The following is a 17,406-nucleotide window of genomic DNA, read 5'->3' as shown; positions in this document are numbered from 1 at the left end:
CCGAGGGCGCGTGAGCGCCCCCGGCCGGCCGGAGTGCGGGGCGTCAGTCGCTGACGGCCTCGGCGTGGTGTTCGGCGTGGGACGCGTTGCCGTGCCCGGCGACGTGCGCGGTCGCGGCGGTGATCTCGCGGGCCAGGTCCTGCGGGGTGAGGCCGAGGTCGGCGAGGATCTGCGCGCGCGAGGCGTGGTCGAGGAACTCCTGCGTGATGCCGTAGGTGCGGACCGGGACGTCCACGGCGTGGTCGCGCAGCTCGCGGGCGACGGCGTCGCCGACCGCGCCGGTGCGGCCGTTGTCCTCCACGACCGCGACCAGGGTGTGCCCGGCGGCGAGCCCGACCAGCTCCGGGTCGAGCGGCTTGACCCAGCGCGGGTCGACGACCGTGACGCCGATGCCCTGCGCGGCGATCAGCTCGGCGGCCTCCAGCGCCGTGGCGGCCAGGGATCCGGCGACCACGAGCAGCACGCGGGTGCCGTTCGCGCCGTCGAGCCGGGCCAGGACGTCCATGTCGCCGATCTTGTCGACGGCCGGGACGTCGGCGGCGGCCGAGCCCTTCGGGTACCGGATCGCGGACGGGCCGCCCTCGATGGCGACGCACTCGCGGAGCAGCTCGCGCAGCCGGGTGCCGTCGCGCGGGACGGCGATGCGCATGCCCGGCACCAGCGACAGGATCGACAGGTCCCACATGCCGTTGTGGGACGCGCCGTCGTCGCCGGTCACGCCGGACCGGTCGAGCGCGAACGTCACGGGCAGTTTGTGGAGCGCCACGTCCATCAGGACCTGGTCGAACGCGCGGTTCAGGAAGGTCGCGTAGACGGCGAAGACCGGGTGCATGCCGCCGAACGCGAGCCCGGCGGCCGAGGTCGCGGCGTGCTGCTCGGCGATGCCGACGTCGTAGATGCGGTCCGGGTAGGCCTCGGCGAACGGGGCGAGCCCGGTCGGGTGCAGCATCGCGGCGGTGATCGCGACCACGTCGGGGCGCTCGGCGCCGATCGCGACCATCTCCTCGCCGAACACCGACGTCCAGCCGGGGGCGGCGCCGGGCTTGGCGATGGACTTGCCGGTGGCGGGGTCGAACGCCCCGGCGCCGTGCATGTGGTCCTCGTCGTTGGCGAGGGCGGGCTCGTAGCCCTGGCCCTTGCGGGTGAGCGCGTGGACGATCACCGGGCGGCCGTACGAGCGCGCCTTGCGCAGCGCGTGCTCCACGGCCTCGGTGTCGTGGCCGTCGATCGGGCCGACGTACTTCATGCCGAGGTCCTCGAACATGGCCTGCGGCTGGAGGACGTCCTTGATGCCCTTCTTCATGCCGTGCAGCGCCTCGTAGGCGACCGCGCCGACCACGGGGGCCTTCGGCACCGTCCGCTTGATCAGGTCGAGGGCGCGCTCGTAGCCCTGGGTGACGCGCAGGTCGGCGAGGTGGCTGGCGAGGCCGCCGATCGTCGGCGAGTAGGACCGGCCGTTGTCGTTGACGACGATGATCACCGGGCGGTCCTGGGCGCCGGCGATGTTGTTCAGGGCCTCCCAGCACATGCCGCCGGTGAGCGCGCCGTCGCCGACCACCGCGACCACGGCCCGCTCGGACTCGCCGCGCAGCTGGAACGCCTTGGCGATGCCGTCGGCGTAGGACAGGACGGTCGAGGCGTGCGAGTTCTCGATCACGTCGTGCTCGGACTCGGCCTGGCTCGGGTACCCGGAGATGCCGCCGCGCCGCTTGAGGGCGGAGAAGTCCTGCCGTCCGGTCAGCAGCTTGTGGACGTACGCCTGGTGGCCGGTGTCGAACATGATCCGGTCGCTGGGCGAGTCGAAGACCCGGTGCAGCGCGATGGTGAGCTCGACGACGCCCAGGTTCGGCCCGAGGTGCCCGCCGGTCTTGGAGACCGCGTCCACCAGGAACTCGCGGACCTCCCCGGCCAGGCGGGGAAGCAGCGTGGCGTCCAGTCGCTTGAGGTCTTCAGGACCCGTGATCGACTCCAGCAGGGTCACGCTTGTCAACTCCTCCATCAGGGGCTTTCGGAGGCCCCTGGTCGTCGGGCCGTTCCGAGTTTAGTGCGGCTTGACCGACCCGGTGCCCCGCCCCGGCGCCTGGGACGATTTCCGCACCGAATCGCCACAACCACCTACCGGACCACCATCTCCGGCCCACGGCCGCGGGCCGGGGTCACCACTCCCAACGAAAGGAACCGCGTGTCCGTTCACACCGAGGAGATCGTGCTGCTGAACGCCGCCGACGAGGCGATCGGGACGGCCCCCAAGCTGGCCAGCCACCACCGGGACACCCCTTACCACCTGGCGTTCTCCTGTTACGTGGCCGCTCCGGACGGCCGGGTGCTGATCACCCGGCGGGCGCTGGACAAGAAGACCTTCCCGGGCGTCTGGACGGGCAGCTGCTGCGGCCATCCGGCCCCCGGGGAGGGCCTGCGGGACGCCGTGCGGCGGCGGCTGTCGGCCGAGCTCGGGATCACCGCGGACGCGATCACGTCCGTTCTGCCCGGGTTCAGATACCGGGCGGTCGCCGAGGACGGCGTGGTCGAGTACGAGCGCTGCCCGGTCGTCCGCGCGACCGTGACCGACACCACGACGGCCCCCGCCCCGGGCGAGGTCGAGAACGCCGAGTGGTGGACGTGGAAGGAGTGCCTCGAGCTCGTGGGCCGGCCCGAGGCGTCCCCCTGGTACAGGCTCCAGATGGCCGAGCTCGTGCCGCTCGGCGAGCCCCTCGACTGGCCGGACGCGGGGACCGATGGGCTCCCCCCGGCGCTCGCGTGGTGACGTCGGCGACTCAGGAGCCCCAGGCGGTGACTCAGATCACTGGAAGATCACTATTCGGGGCGGAGTGTTGACCTGATCACATCTTGAACGGACGCTTGTGCCTCGGGTATCCGAAGGGACGGGCGATGCTGGGATCAAGAGTGCGCGCGCACCGGGCTCGCGGGCGCGGCGGTCTCACCGCGTTGACGGCCGTCGCGCTCGGCGGGGCACTGGTCCTCGCCGGCTGCGGCGGGGGCGGTGACAAGAAGTCGTCGGACAAGTCCAAGGTCGAGGTCTTCTCGTGGTGGACCGGTCCCGGCGAGGCGGACGGCCTGGCCGCGATGAAGGCCGACTTCGAGAAGAACAACCCCGGCACCACGTTCGAGAACGCGGCCATCGCGGGCGGCTCGGGCACGCAGGCCAAGGCTGTGCTCGCCAGCCGCCTGCAGAACCGCAAGCCGCCGGACTCCTTCCAGGGGCACGCGGGCGCGGAGCTGCTGGACTACATCAAGGCCGGACAGATCGAGCCGCTGAACTCGTTCTACGACGAGAACGGGATGACCAAGGTCTATCCCAAGCAACTGCTCGACCAGATCAGCTACCAGGGCAAGATCTACTCGGTGCCGGTGAACATCCACCGGTCGAACATGCTCTGGTTCAACCCGGGCGTGCTCAAGGAGGCGGGCATCGCCGGGCCGCCGAAGACGGTCGCGGAGTTCATCGCCGACCTCAAGCTGGTGCAGTCCAAGACCAAGAAGATCCCGCTGTCGCTCGGCGCGCAGTGGACCGCGGACCACCTGCTGGAGAGCGTCCTGCTCGGTGATCTCGGCACGGACGGCTACAACGCGCTGTGGAAGCCGGGCGCGGACTGGTCCGGCCCGCAGATGACCAAGGCGCTGGGCGACTACGCCGAGATCGTGAAGTACACCTCGGTCGAGGCCGCGTCCACCGACTGGCAGGGCGCGTCCAAGGCCGTGGTGGACGGCAAGGCCGCGTTCAACATCATGGGCGACTGGGCCTACGGCTACTTCATCGGCAGCGCCCCGAACGGGCTCGGCAAGAAGCTCGGCACGGACTTCAACTACGCGCCCTCGCCGGGCACGGACGGCACGTACATGTGGCTGTCGGACAGCTTCACCCTCCCCAAGGGCGCCCCGCACCGCGCGGGCGCGATGGCGTGGCTGAAGGAGGCGGGCAGCAAGCAGGGCCAGGACCTCTTCAACCCGAAGAAGGGCTCCATCCCGGCGCGCACCGACGCTGACAAGAGCCTGTACACCGGCTACCTCGCCTACGCGTTCGAGCAGTGGAACAACCCGGCGACCAAGCTGGCCGGGTCGATGTGGCACGGCGTCGTCGCCAACAACAAGTTGCACACCGACATCGACACCGCCGTCGGCCTCTTCCTCCAGAGCAAGGACGCCTCGAAGCTCCAGAAGGCGCTGGCGGACGCGGCCAAGAACGACGCGCAGTGACCCGAGTCCAATCCGCGCGCGGTTCGTCCGGGCGGGCACGGCCGGCAGGCGGCCCACCCGGACGGCTGCGGAGGCTCCGCCGGGCGGGATGGCTGCCCGGCCTGCTGCTGCTCTCGCCGTCCATCGTCGCGATCGGCCTGTTCGTGTACGGGCTGATCTTCTGGAACACGCGGGTCGCGGTGAGCGGCAAGCACGACGAGATCTCGCCCTACAAGTTCGACAAGGGCAAGAACTTCATCGACCTGTGGCACCAGCCGTCCTGGCCGGGGGCGGTGCGGCACGCGCTGATCTTCACCGCCGTGTTCGTCGGGGGCGCGCTGCTGCTCGGCGCGTTCCTGGCGTTCCTGATGGAGAAGGGCATCCGGGGCGAGGCCGGGTTCCGGATCATCTACCTGTTCCCGATGGCGATCTCGTTCATCGCGTCCGGGGTGGTGTGGCGGTGGCTGATGAACCCGGCGCCCGCCGACCGGGCGGTCGGGCTGAACCAGCTGTTCCACAAGGTCGGCCTCGGCGACCTGGCGAACTCGTGGTGGCAGGACAAGACGTGGGGCATGGCCGCGATGGCGATCCCCGCGATCTGGCAGATGTCCGGGTACGTGATGGCGCTGTACCTGGCCGGGTTCCGCAGCGTCCCGGACGACCTGCGCGAGGCGGCCCGCGTGGACGGCGCGTCCGAGTGGCAGGTCTACCGGTACGTGGTGTTCCCGCAGCTGCGGCCGGTGACGCTGTCCGCGCTGATCATCCTCGGGCACATCTCACTGAAGGTGTTCGACCTGATCATGGCGATCGCGGGCAAGCAGATCATCACCTACGTCCCGGCGATCGCGACGTACGTCGAGGTCTTCGACCGGCACGACCCCGCGAACGGCGCGACGATCGCGACGTACCTGCTGCTGGCGGTCGCGGTGCTGGTCATCCCCTACCTGGTCTGGTCGGTGCGGACGGAGCGGACGCGATGAGCACGACGGCGGACGCCGGAAGCCCGATGGGCATGGAGGCGGGACTGTGAGCGCGGCGGCGGGGATGGTGGCGCGGGCGCCCCGGGAGCGGTCGGGCCGGGCCCGGGCGATGCGGGCGCTGCGGTTCGCGGTGCTGCTGGCGTTCGTCCTGGTGTTCCTGCTCCCGGTGTACGTGCTGGTGGTGACCAGTTTCAAGTCGCTCCAGGAGGCGGACCCGTCCACGGCGTGGGACCTGCCGAAGCACTGGGGGCTCGACGGCTGGCGGGCGGCGTGGTCGTCGCTGAAGCCGGGCCTGGTGAACAGCGTCAAGATCGCGGTGTCGGGGTCGCTGATCTCGGCGGTGCTGGGGTCGCTGAACGGCTACGTGCTGAGCAAGTGGCGGTTCCCGGGCGCGGACGCGGTGTTCACGCTGTTCCTGTTCGGGATGTTCATCCCCTACCAGGCGGTGATGATCCCGCTCGCCGGGCTGCTCACCCAGATGCAGCTGGTCGGGACGATCCGGGGCCTGGTGCTCGCGCACGTCGTGTACGGGATCCCGATCTGCACGCTGATCTTCCGGAACTACTACGTGACGATCCCGAACGAGCTGATCGAGGCGGCCCGGGTGGACGGCGCGGGCATGCTGCGCACCTACTGGTCGGTCGTGCGGCCGGTGTCCGGTCCGGCGTTCGCGGTCGTGCTGATCTGGCAGTTCACCTCCGCGTGGAACGACTTCCTGTTCGCGGTGTTCCTCGGGGCGCCGGACAGCTGGCCCGTGACCGTCCTGCTGAACAACACGGCGGGGTCGGGCGCGGCGGCGGTGAACTACAGCCAGCAGATGGCCGAGGCGCTGCTGGCGTCACTGCCGACGCTGCTGGTCTACCTGCTGCTCGGACGGTTCTTCATGCGTGGGCTGATGGCGGGCGCTCTCAAGGGCTGACGCTCAAGGGCTGAATCTGACAAGAAACGGGCCCCGGCCGGACAATAAGTGATCACTTCTGTGACTGAGCGCACAGCAGCGGTTCCGATCTCTACACTGCCGCGTTATCGGCACGCTCGAATCGCAGGGAGTCCCATGGGCAGCAGTTCCGTCCGACGCATCACGGCCGCCGGGACCGCGTCCGGGGCCGTCCTCGTGGGCGCGCTGGCGTCCGGGACCGTCCCCGCGCTGGCGGCCGATCCGGGTCTGTCCGAGGTCGGCGTGGCCGGAGTCGGTGTGGCCGGGGCCTCGTCGGGTGCGCCGTCGGCGTCGATCGAGCCGACGCGGTTCACGCCGGGTGAGAACGTCACGGTGCGGATCAGCGGGTGCGCGAGCGAGCCGTCCGTGGGCGGCCAGAACGAGGTGTTCGTCCAGGGCGACCCGTCGGGCTTCGACAAGACGGGCGCGACGTCCTGGGCGGGTGTCGCCTCGACCCTGCCGGGGCTCAAGCCGGGCAACTCCTACGTCACCAAGTTCACCTGCACGACCGCGTCCGGGCCGCGCACGATCACGCTGTTCGCGACCGTCCCGGAGAAGCACACCACTCCGCCCCCGCTCCCGCTCCCGTCTCCGCCGGGCGGCGGGCACGGCGGAGGCGGCGGTGGGAAGCGGTTCCACTTCGGCTTCGACGACGTGGACCTGTCGACCCGGACGGTCGTCCCCGGCGGACGCCTCGGGATGAAGGTGCACTGCCCGACCGAGGCGAGCGCGACCTCGCCGTCCTTCGTCTCGGACCCGCGGTTCGAGGAGACCGACAAGGACACCTGGGAGGCCACCGGGACGTTCGAGCGGTCGCTGCCCTCGGTCGTCCGGGTGACGATCCGGTGCGCCGGGTACGGGCACGTGGTGTTCAGCACCCGTCCGGGGAGGGACGAGGTGTCCCCCGGCCCGACGATCCCGCGCGGCGCCCCCGAGACCGGCGACGGCAGCACCGTCACCGGCCCCCGGAACGACCGCGCGCCGTACGTCGGCGCGGGCGCGGCGGCCTTCGCGCTCGCGGGGACCGGACTCGCGCTGCGCCGCCGCCGGGTCGCGAGGGGGCGGTCCTGACCACGGCGTCCCGGCGGCTCTCCGGCGGCCTCGCCGCGGTGGTGCTGGCGGGTGCGTTGCTGAGCGGGTGCGGGGACGACGGGCCCTATGCGGACGGTCCGACCGATCCCGGGGCGAGTAAGAGCAGCGGCACCGCGGGGCCGGTTCGGTATGCGACGTCCGCGCTGGCCCGGTCGGAGCCCGTGACGATCAGGATCCCGCGGCTGGGGGTGACCGCGCCGATCACCGGCCTCGGGCTCAGGCCGGACGGGACGATCGAGGTGCCGCCCCTGGACCGTCCCAACCTCGCGGGCTGGTGGAAGGACGGCGCGACGCCCGGTGAGAAGGGGCCGTCGGTGATCCTCGGGCACGTGGACGCGCGCGGGAAGGCGGCCGTGTTCAATCGGCTCAAGGACCTGCGGGAGGGCGACCGCGTCCTGGTCGTCCGGAAGGACGGACGCACCGCCGCGTTCGCCGTGCAGCGCGTCGAGCGGGTCGCCAAGGCGGCCTTCCCGGGTGAGAGGGTCTACGCCGAGGACCTGGACTACGCGGCCCTGCGGCTGGTGACCTGCGGTGGTGACTTCGACCGCGGCACCGGCCACTACGTCGACAACGTCATCGCGTACACGCGCCTGGTGCGGAACTGAATCGGTGCGGGACTGAAGGAACTGAACCATCCGGGCCCGTGGTTCGTTGTCCGGGCATCAGGGACGACTGTCCCGCCGGACACCGGCGTCTTTCCCGACGGTGCGGATACGTCCGGCATGGCCGGGTTCTCACGGAGACCGCACGACGTCCGCCGCCTCCACCGGACAGGATGGAGCGGGGGCCAGCACAGGAGGTGACCGGGTGAGGGCGATCAGTGTCCAGCAGCCGTGGGCGTTCGCGATGACGCGGGGCGGCAAGGGCGTGTTCAACCAGCCCGCGCCGACCGGATACCGGGGCCCGGTGCTCGTGTACGCCTCGTTGCGCGTGGACCTCGGCGCCTGCGACTCCCCGCTCGTCCTCGCGGCGGGCTGGGATCCGGGCGACCCGCTCGCGACGGTCGGCGCGGTGATCGCGGTCGCCGGCATCGAGGACGTCTGCTCGGGCGCGGTCCTGGATGGAGCGTGCGACTGCGGGCCCTGGGCCGAGGCGGAGGCGCACCACTGGCGGCTGGCGAACGTGACGCCGCTGCCGCGGCCGGTGGTGGCGCTCGGGCAGGTCGGGCTGTGGGAACCGTCCGCGACGCTGGTCACCGAGGTCCGGACGATGCTGGCGTCCGGCGCGCCCGGCCTGTCCGCGGCGCCCGCGGCCTCCGCGGCGTCCAGGGCGGGCTGACCCGGGTCAGGCTCCGGCGGCCTCGCGGAGGCGGGCCAGCTCGGCGGCGATGCGGTCCAGGGGCCAGCTCGCGTTGAGGCCGCTGGGGTTCGGCAGCACCCAGATCCCGGCCGGGCCGAGCGTGTCGTCCTGGAGGCCGATCCGGGCCTTCGGACGGCCGAACGCCGTGCGGTACGCGGTGACGCCCTGGACGGCGAGGAAGCGCGGACGGCGGCGCTCCACCAGCTCGGCGAGGCGGCGTCCGCCCTCGCGCAGCTCGTCGGCGGTCAGCTCGTCGGCGCGGGCGGTGGTGCGGGGCGCGAGGTTGGTGAGGCCGAGGCCGAGCGCGCCCAGATCGTCCTGCTCGGAGGGGTGCAGCAGGCGCGGGGTGAAGCCGGAGCGGTGCAGCGCGGGCCAGAACCGGTTGCCGGGGCGGGCGAAGTGGTGGCCGGTCGCGCCCGAGTAGAGGCCGGGGTTGATGCCGGTGAACAGCACGCGTAGCGGGACGTCCTCGGGCGGCAGGACGTCCGGGAGGAGCCTGTCCCGGGCGGCCTCCAGATCGGCCTTCGTCGGCTTCGGCGGCTTCGGTTTCGGAGGGTGAGGGGCGGTCGGCATCAGACCAGGTTACGCACGACGAGGGCGGTGGCGGACACGCCGACCAGCACCAGAACGGCCGTCCGCGTCCGGCCGCCGTCCAGGTAGCGGCGCAGCGGCCCGGCGGCGAAGAACCCGGCGGTGACGAACGGGGTGAGCGTGAGCCCGGCGACGAACTGGCGCTGCGGCAGCTGGTGCAGGGCGGTCAGGGTCAGCACCGAGATCAGCGTCCCGATCGTGAAGAAGATCGCGAGGGTGGCGCGGACCATCGGCCCGGACTCGCGCTGGTAGAGCAGCGCGATCGGCGGGCCGCCGATCGCGGTCGCGGTGCCGCTCAGCCCGGCGAACATCCCGGCGGCGGCGAGGGTCGTCCGGTTGCGCGGGACGACCCCGGAGTAGGCGGTCCCCGCGAGCGCGACGAGCACCAGGCCGCCGGCCACCAGGCCCATGCCCCGCGCCGACAGGACGGCGACGACCCACACCCCGAACGGCGTCGCGGCGAGCCGTCCGGCGAAGGCCCAGCCGAGGCCCCGGAGGTCGGCGTGCCGGATCTCGCGGACCAGCGTGAACATCGGCGTCACGGTGGCCGCGATGAGCAGCGAACCCGGCATCAGGTCCGGGAACAGCAGCGCGACGACGGGCGTCGCGACCACGCCGACCCCGAACCCGATGCTGCTCTGGACGATCGCGCCGACGAGCACGGCGAGACCGCCGGCGACGAGGAACAGGGTGGACGGGAACACGACCGAGTGCACGATTTGGAACGATACATCCACCCTGATCCGGCTATGCGGAGGCCTCGGTGAGCCGCTCCGCCTCGGCGTCGGTCAGGGTGAGGTCGGCGATCGCGAGCAGGGCCGGGAGCTGGTCGACCGAGCGGGCGCTGGCGATCGGCGCGGCGACGGTCGGACGGCCGGCGAGCCAGGCGAGCGCGACCGTGGCGACCGGGACCTCCCGCTCGACCGCGATCGCGTCCAGGGCGGCGAGCACCCGCTGCCCGCGCTCGGTCTCCAGGTACTTGCCCGCGCCCCCCGCGCGGGGGCTGTCCACGGTCTGCCCGGGACGGTACTTGCCGGTCAGGAACCCGGACGCGAGCGCGTAGTACGGCATGGCGACCAGGCCGTGCCGCTGCGCGATCTCCAGCCGCCCGCCCTCGTACCCGTCCCGGTGGACGAGGTTGTAGTGCGGCTGGATCGCGACGTACTTGGCCAGGCCGTCCCGGTCGCTGACGGCCAGGGACGCCTCGAGCCGCTCGGGCGAGATGTTGGAGACGGCGATCTCGCGGACCTTGCCCGCGCGCTTCAGCTCGTCCATCGCACCGATGATCTCCTCGACCGGCACCGACTCGTCGTCGAAGTGGGTGTAGTAGAGGTCGAGGTGATCGGTGCGGAGGCGGCGGAGCGAGTCCTCGGCGGCGGCGCGGATGTTGGCGGCGGACAGCCCCTTGCGCTCGGGGTGCGCGCCGACCTTGGTCGCGATGACCATCGCGTCGCGGTTGCGCCGCGACTCCATCCACTCGCCGATGATCGTCTCGGACTCGCCGCCGTGGTTCCCCGGCACCCACGCCGAGTAGCCGTCGGCGGTGTCGACGAAGTTCCCCCCGCCCGCGGTGAAGGCGTCCAGAACGGCGTACGAGGCGTCCTGGTCGGCCGTCCATCCGAACACGTTGCCGCCGAGCGACAGGGGAAAGACGGTCAGGGATCCGATCTTGGTGGTGTCAGCCATATTTTGATCCAATCACTTTGAATCCGCTTATTTTCCGGGAGCCCCCCATGCCCGAGACCCCGCCCGCTCCCCCGGGCCAGGCCGCGTCCGATCTCGTGATCAGTTCCGGCCGGCTGCAGGCGTTCAGCGACGCCGTGATCGCGATCGCCGCGACACTGCTGATCCTGGACGTCCACCGGCCCGGACGGGACGAACCGGTCTGGTCCGTCCTGCGCCACGAGTGGCCCGCGCTGGACTCCTTCGCGGTGACGTTCCTGGTGATCGGGATCGCCTGGGTCCACCACCACAACCTGTTCCACAGCGTCGTCCGGGTGGACCGGACGCTGCTGTTCCTCAACCTCGGCCTGCTGGGGACGATCAGCTTCCTGCCGCTGCCCACGGCCACGCTGGGCGAGCACCTGACCCATCCGCACGCGACGGACGCGGCGGTCTTCTACACGCTGTCCATGGCGGTGTCGTCGGCCTGGTTCACGCTGTTCTGGCACCATCTCACGCGCCACCCCGAGCTGTTGCACGAGGCCGCGCGCGGGACGGCCTCCCGGGCGCGGCGGCAGTCGCTGCTCGGCCCGGTCGGCTACCTCGTCGCGGCGCTGGTCGCCCTGGTCAGCCCGATCGGCGCCCTCGCGCTGAGCGCGCTGATCGTGCTGTACTTCATCGTCGGACGCCGCAACCCCGCGTCCCGCACGGGGCCGGACGGCTTCCCGGACGGCGCCCAGGAGGGCTGATCCGCTCGGACCTCCCTGTCAGATCAGGGTGTCCAGGATGGGGATGACCTTGTCGGCGCGGGTCATCGGGTTGACGAAGGCCAGGCGCAGGACGGTGCGCCCCTCGAACTTGGTGGGGACGCAGAGGATCACGCCGTCCACGGCGTTCCGCCGCGACCAGGCCGAGTACTGCTCCTCGGTCCAGCCGACCCGCTCGAACAGCAGGACGGACAGGGTCGGCTCCTGGAGCAGCCGCAGGTGCGCGGACTCGCGGATGTGGTCGGCGACGCGGCGGGAGGTCGCGAGGGTCGTCTCGACGGCCTCGGTGTACCGGGCGGTGCCGTGCGTGGCGAGGCCGAACCAGAAGGGGAGGCCGCGGGTGCGGCGGGTGAGCTGGACGGCGAGGTCGGCGGGGTTCCACTGCTCGCGGTCGATCTCGTCCAGGTACCCGGCGTGCTGAGTGTGCGCGGCGCGGGCGAGGCGCGGCTCGCGGTAGATCAGCGCGCAGCAGTCGTAGGTGGAGAACAGCCACTTGTGCGGGTCCACGATGAAGCTGTCGGCGTCCTCGATGCCGCGATACCGGTCCCGGACCGAGGGAGCGGCGAGCCCGGCCCCTCCGTACGCGCCGTCCACGTGCATCCAGGCGCCGAACTCGCGGCACGCCGCGGCGACGCCCTCGAGGTCGTCGATCAGGCCGCCGTTGGTCGTCCCGGCGGTCGCGACGACGGCGAAGACCGTCCGGCCCGCCTCGCGCTCGGCCTCGAGGACGGCCCGCAGGGCGTCGCCGGTGAGGCGGCCCTGGACGCCTGGGACCTCGACGACGTCGGCGTCCAGCAGCCGGACGGCCGACTTGATCGACGAGTGCGCCTCGGCGGTGCAGGCGAGCCGCCAGCCGCCCTCGGGGCGTCCGCCGAGCCGGTGCCGGGCGGTCTCGCGGGCGGTCGCGAGCGCGGACAGGTTGCCCATCGTGCCGCCGGAGACGAACGTCCCGCCCGCGGTGGACGGCCAGCCGAGCAGCTCGACGAGCCAGGCGATGGCCTCGTTCTCGGCGTGGATCGCGCCCGCGCCGGTCTCCCAGAGCCCGCCGAACACGTTCGCGGCGCCGACCACGCAGTCGAACGCCATGGACGTGCGGGACGGCGCGGCGGCGATGTAGGCCAGGTTCAGCGGGTCGTCCATCGAGCGGGTGGCGGGGAGCAGCACCTCCTCGAACACGCGCATCGCCTCGGGGGCGCCGATCCCGGACGGGGTGACGGTCTTCCCCGCCGCGTTCCGCAGCTCGGACGCGGGCCGCGCGGTGGTCTTGGGGTCGCTCGACCGCACCACCCGTCCCCGGGCCCACTCCAGGAGCGCGTCCACCACGGCCGTCTCGTCGCCCCACGGCGAACCCAGGGCCTGGTCCATACCGCCGCCCATGCCACCTCCATCGCTGACACACCGCCGACACCAACTGCCGAAAAGGGCAGCAAACACACTAAGAGGCCCCATAACTCTCGTTTGGCCTCAAAAGAAAAGTACCCTGTCGCGCCCCCGTCCGTAAGAGCCGACCCCGGCCCTACCCCGGGCACGCGGAACGGGCCGTCCCCTGAGCAGGGGACGGCCCGTCCGTCGTGCGGTGCGTCGGTCGTGCGGCGCGTCCGTGACGCGCGTTCCCGCTACTTGCGGAGCAGGTTGCGCAGGACGTACTGCATGATGCCGCCGTTGCGGTAGTAGTCGGCCTCACCGGGGGTGTCGATCCGGACGACGGCCTGGAACTCCCTGCCGTCCGCCTTCACGGTCACCTCGCGCGGGGTCTCGCCCTCGTTGAGCTTCTCCACGCCGGTGATCTCGAAGGTCTCGGTGCCGGTCAGGCCCAGGGACGCGGCGGACTCGCCGTCCTTGAACTGCAGCGGCAGCACGCCCATGCCGATCAGGTTCGAGCGGTGGATGCGCTCGTAGGACTCGGCGACGACGGCGCGGACGCCGAGCAGCGCGGTGCCCTTGGCGGCCCAGTCGCGGGACGAGCCGGAGCCGTACTCCTTGCCCGCGATCACGACGAGCGGGGTGCCCTGCGCCGCGTAGTTCTGGGCGGCGTCGTAGATGAACGACTGGGGCGCGCCGTCCTTCGTGAAGTCGCGGGTGTAGCCGCCCTCCACGCCGTCCAGCAGCTGGTTGCGCAGCCGGATGTTGGCGAAGGTGCCGCGGATCATGACCTCGTGGTTGCCGCGGCGCGAGCCGTAGCTGTTGAAGTCGCGGACCTCGACGCCGTTCTCCTGCAGGTACTGCGCGGCCGGGGTGCCGACCTTGATCGAGCCCGCCGGGGAGATGTGGTCGGTGGTGACCGAGTCGCCCAGCTTGGCGAGCACGCGCGCGCCGGAGATGTCGGAGACCGGGGCCGGCTCCATCTGCATGCCCTCGAAGTACGGGGCCTTGCGGACGTAGGTGGAGTCGGCGTCCCACTCGAAGGTGCCGCCGGTCGGGATGTCCAGGCCGCGCCAGCGCTCGTCGCCCTTGAAGACGTCGGCGTAGGTGCGCAGGTACATCTCCTGGCCGATGGCGGACTCGACGATCTCGGCGACCTCGTCGGTCGAGGGCCAGAGGTCCTTCAGGTAGACCGGGTTGCCCTCGGCGTCCTCGGCGATGGCGTCGTTGAGGATGTCGATGTCCATCGTGCCCGCGAGCGCGTAGGCGATGACCAGCGGCGGCGAGGCCAGGTAGTTCATCTTCACGTCGGGGCTGATGCGGCCCTCGAAGTTGCGGTTGCCGGACAGCACCGCGGTGACCGCGAGGTCGTTGTCGTTGATCGCCTTGGAGATCTCCGGCTGCAGCGGGCCGGTGTTGCCGATGCAGGTGGTGCAGCCGTAGCCGACCAGGTTGTAGCCGATCTTGTCGAGGTACGGGGACAGGCCCGCGCGCTCGAGGTAGTCGGTGACGGCCTGGGAGCCGGGGGCGAGGGAGGTCTTGACCCACGGCTTGCGGGTCAGGCCCTTCTCGACGGCCTTCTTGGCGAGCAGGCCCGCGCCGACCATCACGTACGGGTTGGAGGTGTTGGTGCAGGACGTGATGGCCGCCACCGCGACGATGCCGTGGTCGATCGTGAACTCGGCGCCGTCGTCCATCTTCACGACGGTCGGACGGTGCGGGCGGTCGCCGTTGGCGTGCTCGGCCGGGGCGTCGGACGCCGGGAAGGACTCGATGCCCGCCTCGTCGCCGTTCGTGACGTAGTTCTGGACGTCGCGGCGCCAGGTCTCCTTGGCGGCCGAGACGGAGATGCGGTCCTGCGGGCGCTTCGGGCCGGCCAGCGACGGGACGACCGTCGACAGGTCGAGCTCGAGGTACTCGGAGAACTCCGGCTCGACGGCCGGGTCGAGCCACATGCCCTGCTCCTTGGCGTACGCCTCGACGAGCGCGATCTGCTCGTCGGAGCGGCCGGTCAGGCGCAGGTAGGACAGGGTCTGGTCGTCGATCGGGAAGATCGCGCAGGTGGAGCCGAACTCGGGGCTCATGTTGCCGATCGTGGCGCGGTTGGCCAGCGGCAGCTCGGCCACGCCCTCGCCGTAGAACTCGACGAACTTGCCGACGACGCCGTGCTTGCGCAGCATCTCGGTGACGGTCAGCACCAGGTCGGTGGCGGTGGTGCCGGCCGGGAGCTGGCCGGTCAGCTTGAAGCCGACGACCCGCGGGATCAGCATGGAGATCGGCTGGCCGAGCATCGCGGCCTCGGCCTCGATGCCGCCGACGCCCCAGCCGAGGACGCCGATGCCGTTCTCCATCGTGGTGTGGGAGTCGGTGCCGACGCAGGTGTCGGGGTAGGCGACGCCCTCGGTGTCGAAGACCACGCGGGCCAGGTGCTCGATGTTCACCTGGTGGACGATGCCGGTGCCCGGGGGGACGACCTTGAACTGGTCGAACGCGGTCTGGCCCCAGCGCAGGAACTGGTAGCGCTCCTTGTTGCGCTCGTACTCGACCTGGACGTTGCGCTCGAACGCCTCGGGGGTGCCGAAGTAGTCGACGATGACCGAGTGGTCGATGACCATCTCGGCCGGCGCGAGCGGGTTGATGCGGGTCGGGTCGCCGCCGAGGTCGCGCACGGCCTCGCGCATGGTCGCCAGGTCCACCACGCAGGGCACGCCGGTGAAGTCCTGCATGATCACGCGGGCCGGGGTGAACTGGATCTCGTGGCTCGGCTGGGCCTTGCTGTCCCAGCCGGCGAGGGTGCGGACGTGGTCGGCGGTGACGTTCGCGCCGTCCTCGGTGCGCAGCAGGTTCTCCAGCAGCACCTTCAGGCTGTACGGGAGACGGGCCGAGCCCTCGACGGCGTCCAGCCGGTAGATCTCGTAGGACTTCTCGCCAACCCGCAGCTCACTGCGGGCACCGAAGCTGTTCGCGGACACGGACTCCTCCTCCGTCACCGCCGCGCGTCCGGTCCGGGACACGACTGCGCGGCGAAATCTCTGTTCGTCTTGTCGGGGCGGGCCGTCCCGCTCGGCGGCGGCCGGTCGTGGAGTGCGACCCGGGCCGGTCAGGGCCGGGCGGACGCTGTCACTCGCCCAAGGAGAATCCTCCCGCACCCGGATACCTGCTCGGGACCCGGCCCCACCCAACTTCCGCCGATTTTCTCTCGACATCAAGCTATCTCGAATTTATCTCGACATCAACATACATCGGAACCGGACCGCCCCGGGAACCGTCCTGGACCGCCGAACGTCTTCGATATATCGTTGTCGTATCGCGAGGGGTCAAAGAGATCTCTCAGAAGGCGGTGGTGAAGATGGGATGGGGACACGAGCACCGACGGCAGGGCGAACCCGGCCACGGCTCGGGCGGCTGGCCGTTCGGCGATCCCCGATCCTGGGCGAACGCCGGGCCCTGGGGCGGTCCGGGCCCGTTCGGGCCGGGCGGGCCGCCGTGGAAGCGCGGCCACTTGGGCGGTCCCGGCGGACGGGCGCGCAAGGGCGACGTCCGGGCCGCGATCCTCGCGCTGCTCGCCGAGCAGCCGCGCAACGGCTACCAGGTGATCCAGGAGATCGCCGAGCGCAGCGACGGCGCGTGGCGGCCCAGCCCCGGAGCCGTCTACCCCGCGCTCCAGCAGCTGGCCGACGAGGGCCTGGTCGCGTCCGAGGAGGACGCCGGCCGCCGCGTCTACCGGCTCACCGACGAAGGCCGCGCCTACATCGAGGCGCACGCCGACGAGCTCGCCGAGCCGTGGGCGCGGATGAACGAAGGGGCCCCCGAGGGGGTCCCGGAGCTGTTCAAGGCGATCGCGGGCACCGGCGCGGCGGCGGTGGAGGTGCTGCGCTCCGGCACGCCGGACGGCGTGGAGCGGGCCGTCGCGATCCTCACCGACGCCCGCCGCGACCTGTACCGGATCCTGGCCGACGACGCCCCCGGAGCGGGCGGCCGGGCCGACTCCGAGGAGCAGCCATGACGAACTCCAGAGCCCCTGGCACACCCGACGGACTGCGGGTCGGTGACGCCGAGCGGGACGCGGTCGCGCTCGCGCTGCACGAGCACTTCGCGGCGGGGCGTCTCGACCGGGCCGAGCTGGACGAGCGGCTCGACGCGGCGCTGGCCGCCAAGACCCTGGGCGACCTGCGCGACGTCGTCCGCGACCTGCCGGAGCCGAACGGGCTTCCCATGTCCGGGCGGGAAGCGGTCACGTCGTCCTCCGGGCACGGCCCGTACGGCGGACGCGGCCCGCACGAGCGGCATCCGGGCATGTGGGCGGGCGCCGGGCATCCGGCGTGGCGCGGCCACCGCCGGCGGCCGCCGTTCTTCCCGGTGCTCGCCGTGCTGTTCGCGGCGGTGGCGCTGAGCACGGGCGCGGGCGCGGGTTCGGCGCTGCTGACGGTGTTCCACGTCGTGGTGATCCTGTGGATCGTCCGCATGCTGGCGATGCTCGTCCACACGCGCCGACACCGCGGCGCACCGCGCTGACGCCCGT

16 protein-coding genes are annotated in these 17,406 nt (G+C 71.7%); 10 read left to right on the top strand and 6 right to left on the bottom strand.

The annotated features are described in order from the left end of the window. Positions 1–43 precede the first annotated feature (43 nt). Entirely contained in the window at positions 44–1,981 is a 1,938-nt protein-coding gene (gene dxs / locus AB0L06_RS23920; RefSeq protein ID WP_500233289.1) for a 1-deoxy-D-xylulose-5-phosphate synthase, read from the bottom strand. A gap of 201 nt (positions 1,982–2,182) precedes the next feature. Between dxs and idi the strand changes: the two genes are divergently transcribed. From idi to AB0L06_RS23885, 7 genes are all read left to right on the top strand, one after another. After that, positions 2,183–2,764, top strand: a complete 582-nt coding sequence (idi, locus tag AB0L06_RS23915) for an isopentenyl-diphosphate Delta-isomerase (RefSeq protein ID WP_500233288.1) — start codon at positions 2,183–2,185, stop codon at positions 2,762–2,764. Positions 2,765–2,889: 125 nt separating this feature from the next. Then, positions 2,890–4,215, top strand: coding sequence for an ABC transporter substrate-binding protein (locus AB0L06_RS23910; RefSeq protein WP_500233287.1), 1,326 nt, complete (start codon positions 2,890–2,892; stop codon positions 4,213–4,215). Beyond that, entirely contained in the window at positions 4,212–5,174 is a 963-nt protein-coding gene (locus AB0L06_RS23905; RefSeq protein WP_500233286.1) for a carbohydrate ABC transporter permease, read from the top strand. Before AB0L06_RS23910 ends, AB0L06_RS23905 begins: the two co-directional genes overlap by 4 nt. A gap of 64 nt (positions 5,175–5,238) precedes the next feature. Continuing rightward, complete coding sequence (locus AB0L06_RS23900) at positions 5,239–6,093, top strand: carbohydrate ABC transporter permease (RefSeq protein ID WP_500233533.1); 855 nt, start codon at positions 5,239–5,241, stop codon at positions 6,091–6,093. Between the two features lie 135 nt (positions 6,094–6,228). Then, a complete protein-coding gene (locus tag AB0L06_RS23895; RefSeq protein ID WP_500233285.1) occupies positions 6,229–7,182 on the top strand; it encodes a hypothetical protein in 954 nt (317 codons plus the stop codon). 38 nt (positions 7,183–7,220) lie between these two features. Beyond that, positions 7,221–7,808, top strand: coding sequence for a class F sortase (locus AB0L06_RS23890; RefSeq protein WP_500233284.1), 588 nt, complete (start codon positions 7,221–7,223; stop codon positions 7,806–7,808). A gap of 202 nt (positions 7,809–8,010) precedes the next feature. After that, positions 8,011–8,481 (top strand): ASCH domain-containing protein, encoded by a 471-nt coding sequence (locus AB0L06_RS23885; RefSeq protein WP_500233283.1) that lies wholly within the window; start codon positions 8,011–8,013, stop codon positions 8,479–8,481. Positions 8,482–8,487: 6 nt separating this feature from the next. On the opposite strand, the gene mug is transcribed toward AB0L06_RS23885, so the two are convergent. Genes mug through AB0L06_RS23870 form a run of 3 tightly spaced genes read right to left on the bottom strand, consistent with a single transcriptional unit; the run spans position 8,488 to position 10,779 of the window. Then, on the bottom strand, positions 8,488–9,075 hold the full coding sequence (mug, locus tag AB0L06_RS23880) for a G/U mismatch-specific DNA glycosylase (protein ID WP_500233282.1): 588 nt from the start codon (positions 9,073–9,075) through the stop codon (positions 8,488–8,490). Beyond that, complete coding sequence (locus AB0L06_RS23875; RefSeq protein WP_500233281.1) at positions 9,075–9,809, bottom strand: sulfite exporter TauE/SafE family protein; 735 nt, start codon at positions 9,807–9,809, stop codon at positions 9,075–9,077. The genes mug and AB0L06_RS23875 overlap by 1 nt, the downstream gene beginning before the upstream one ends. A 31-nt stretch (positions 9,810–9,840) precedes the next feature. Then, positions 9,841–10,779, bottom strand: coding sequence for an aldo/keto reductase (locus AB0L06_RS23870; RefSeq protein ID WP_500233280.1), 939 nt, complete (start codon positions 10,777–10,779; stop codon positions 9,841–9,843). 47 nt (positions 10,780–10,826) lie between these two features. On the opposite strand from AB0L06_RS23870, the gene AB0L06_RS23865 reads away from it, so the two are divergent. Continuing rightward, entirely contained in the window at positions 10,827–11,504 is a 678-nt protein-coding gene (locus tag AB0L06_RS23865) for a TMEM175 family protein (protein WP_500233279.1), read from the top strand. A gap of 18 nt (positions 11,505–11,522) precedes the next feature. Here AB0L06_RS23865 and AB0L06_RS23860 read toward each other — a convergent pair whose 3' ends face one another. Together AB0L06_RS23860 and acnA are read right to left on the bottom strand one after the other, a co-directional pair. After that, a complete protein-coding gene (locus AB0L06_RS23860; RefSeq protein ID WP_500233278.1) occupies positions 11,523–12,899 on the bottom strand; it encodes a pyridoxal phosphate-dependent decarboxylase family protein in 1,377 nt (458 codons plus the stop codon). A gap of 239 nt (positions 12,900–13,138) precedes the next feature. Next, complete coding sequence (gene acnA / locus AB0L06_RS23855) at positions 13,139–15,856, bottom strand: aconitate hydratase AcnA (protein ID WP_500233277.1); 2,718 nt, start codon at positions 15,854–15,856, stop codon at positions 13,139–13,141. A gap of 377 nt (positions 15,857–16,233) precedes the next feature. On the opposite strand from acnA, the gene AB0L06_RS23850 reads away from it, so the two are divergent. Next, positions 16,234–16,890: a PadR family transcriptional regulator gene (locus AB0L06_RS23850; protein WP_500233532.1), complete on the top strand. Its 657-nt coding sequence runs from the start codon at positions 16,234–16,236 to the stop codon at positions 16,888–16,890. Continuing rightward, on the top strand, positions 16,887–17,399 hold the full coding sequence (locus tag AB0L06_RS23845) for a DUF1707 SHOCT-like domain-containing protein (protein ID WP_500233276.1): 513 nt from the start codon (positions 16,887–16,889) through the stop codon (positions 17,397–17,399). The genes AB0L06_RS23850 and AB0L06_RS23845 overlap by 4 nt, the downstream gene beginning before the upstream one ends. Positions 17,400–17,406: the final 7 nt, after the last annotated feature.

This window comes from Spirillospora sp. NPDC052269 (assembly GCF_040679435.1).
GTDB lineage: Bacteria > Actinomycetota > Actinomycetes > Streptosporangiales > Streptosporangiaceae > Spirillospora.
This window is presented reverse-complemented; position numbering and strand designations above follow the sequence as displayed.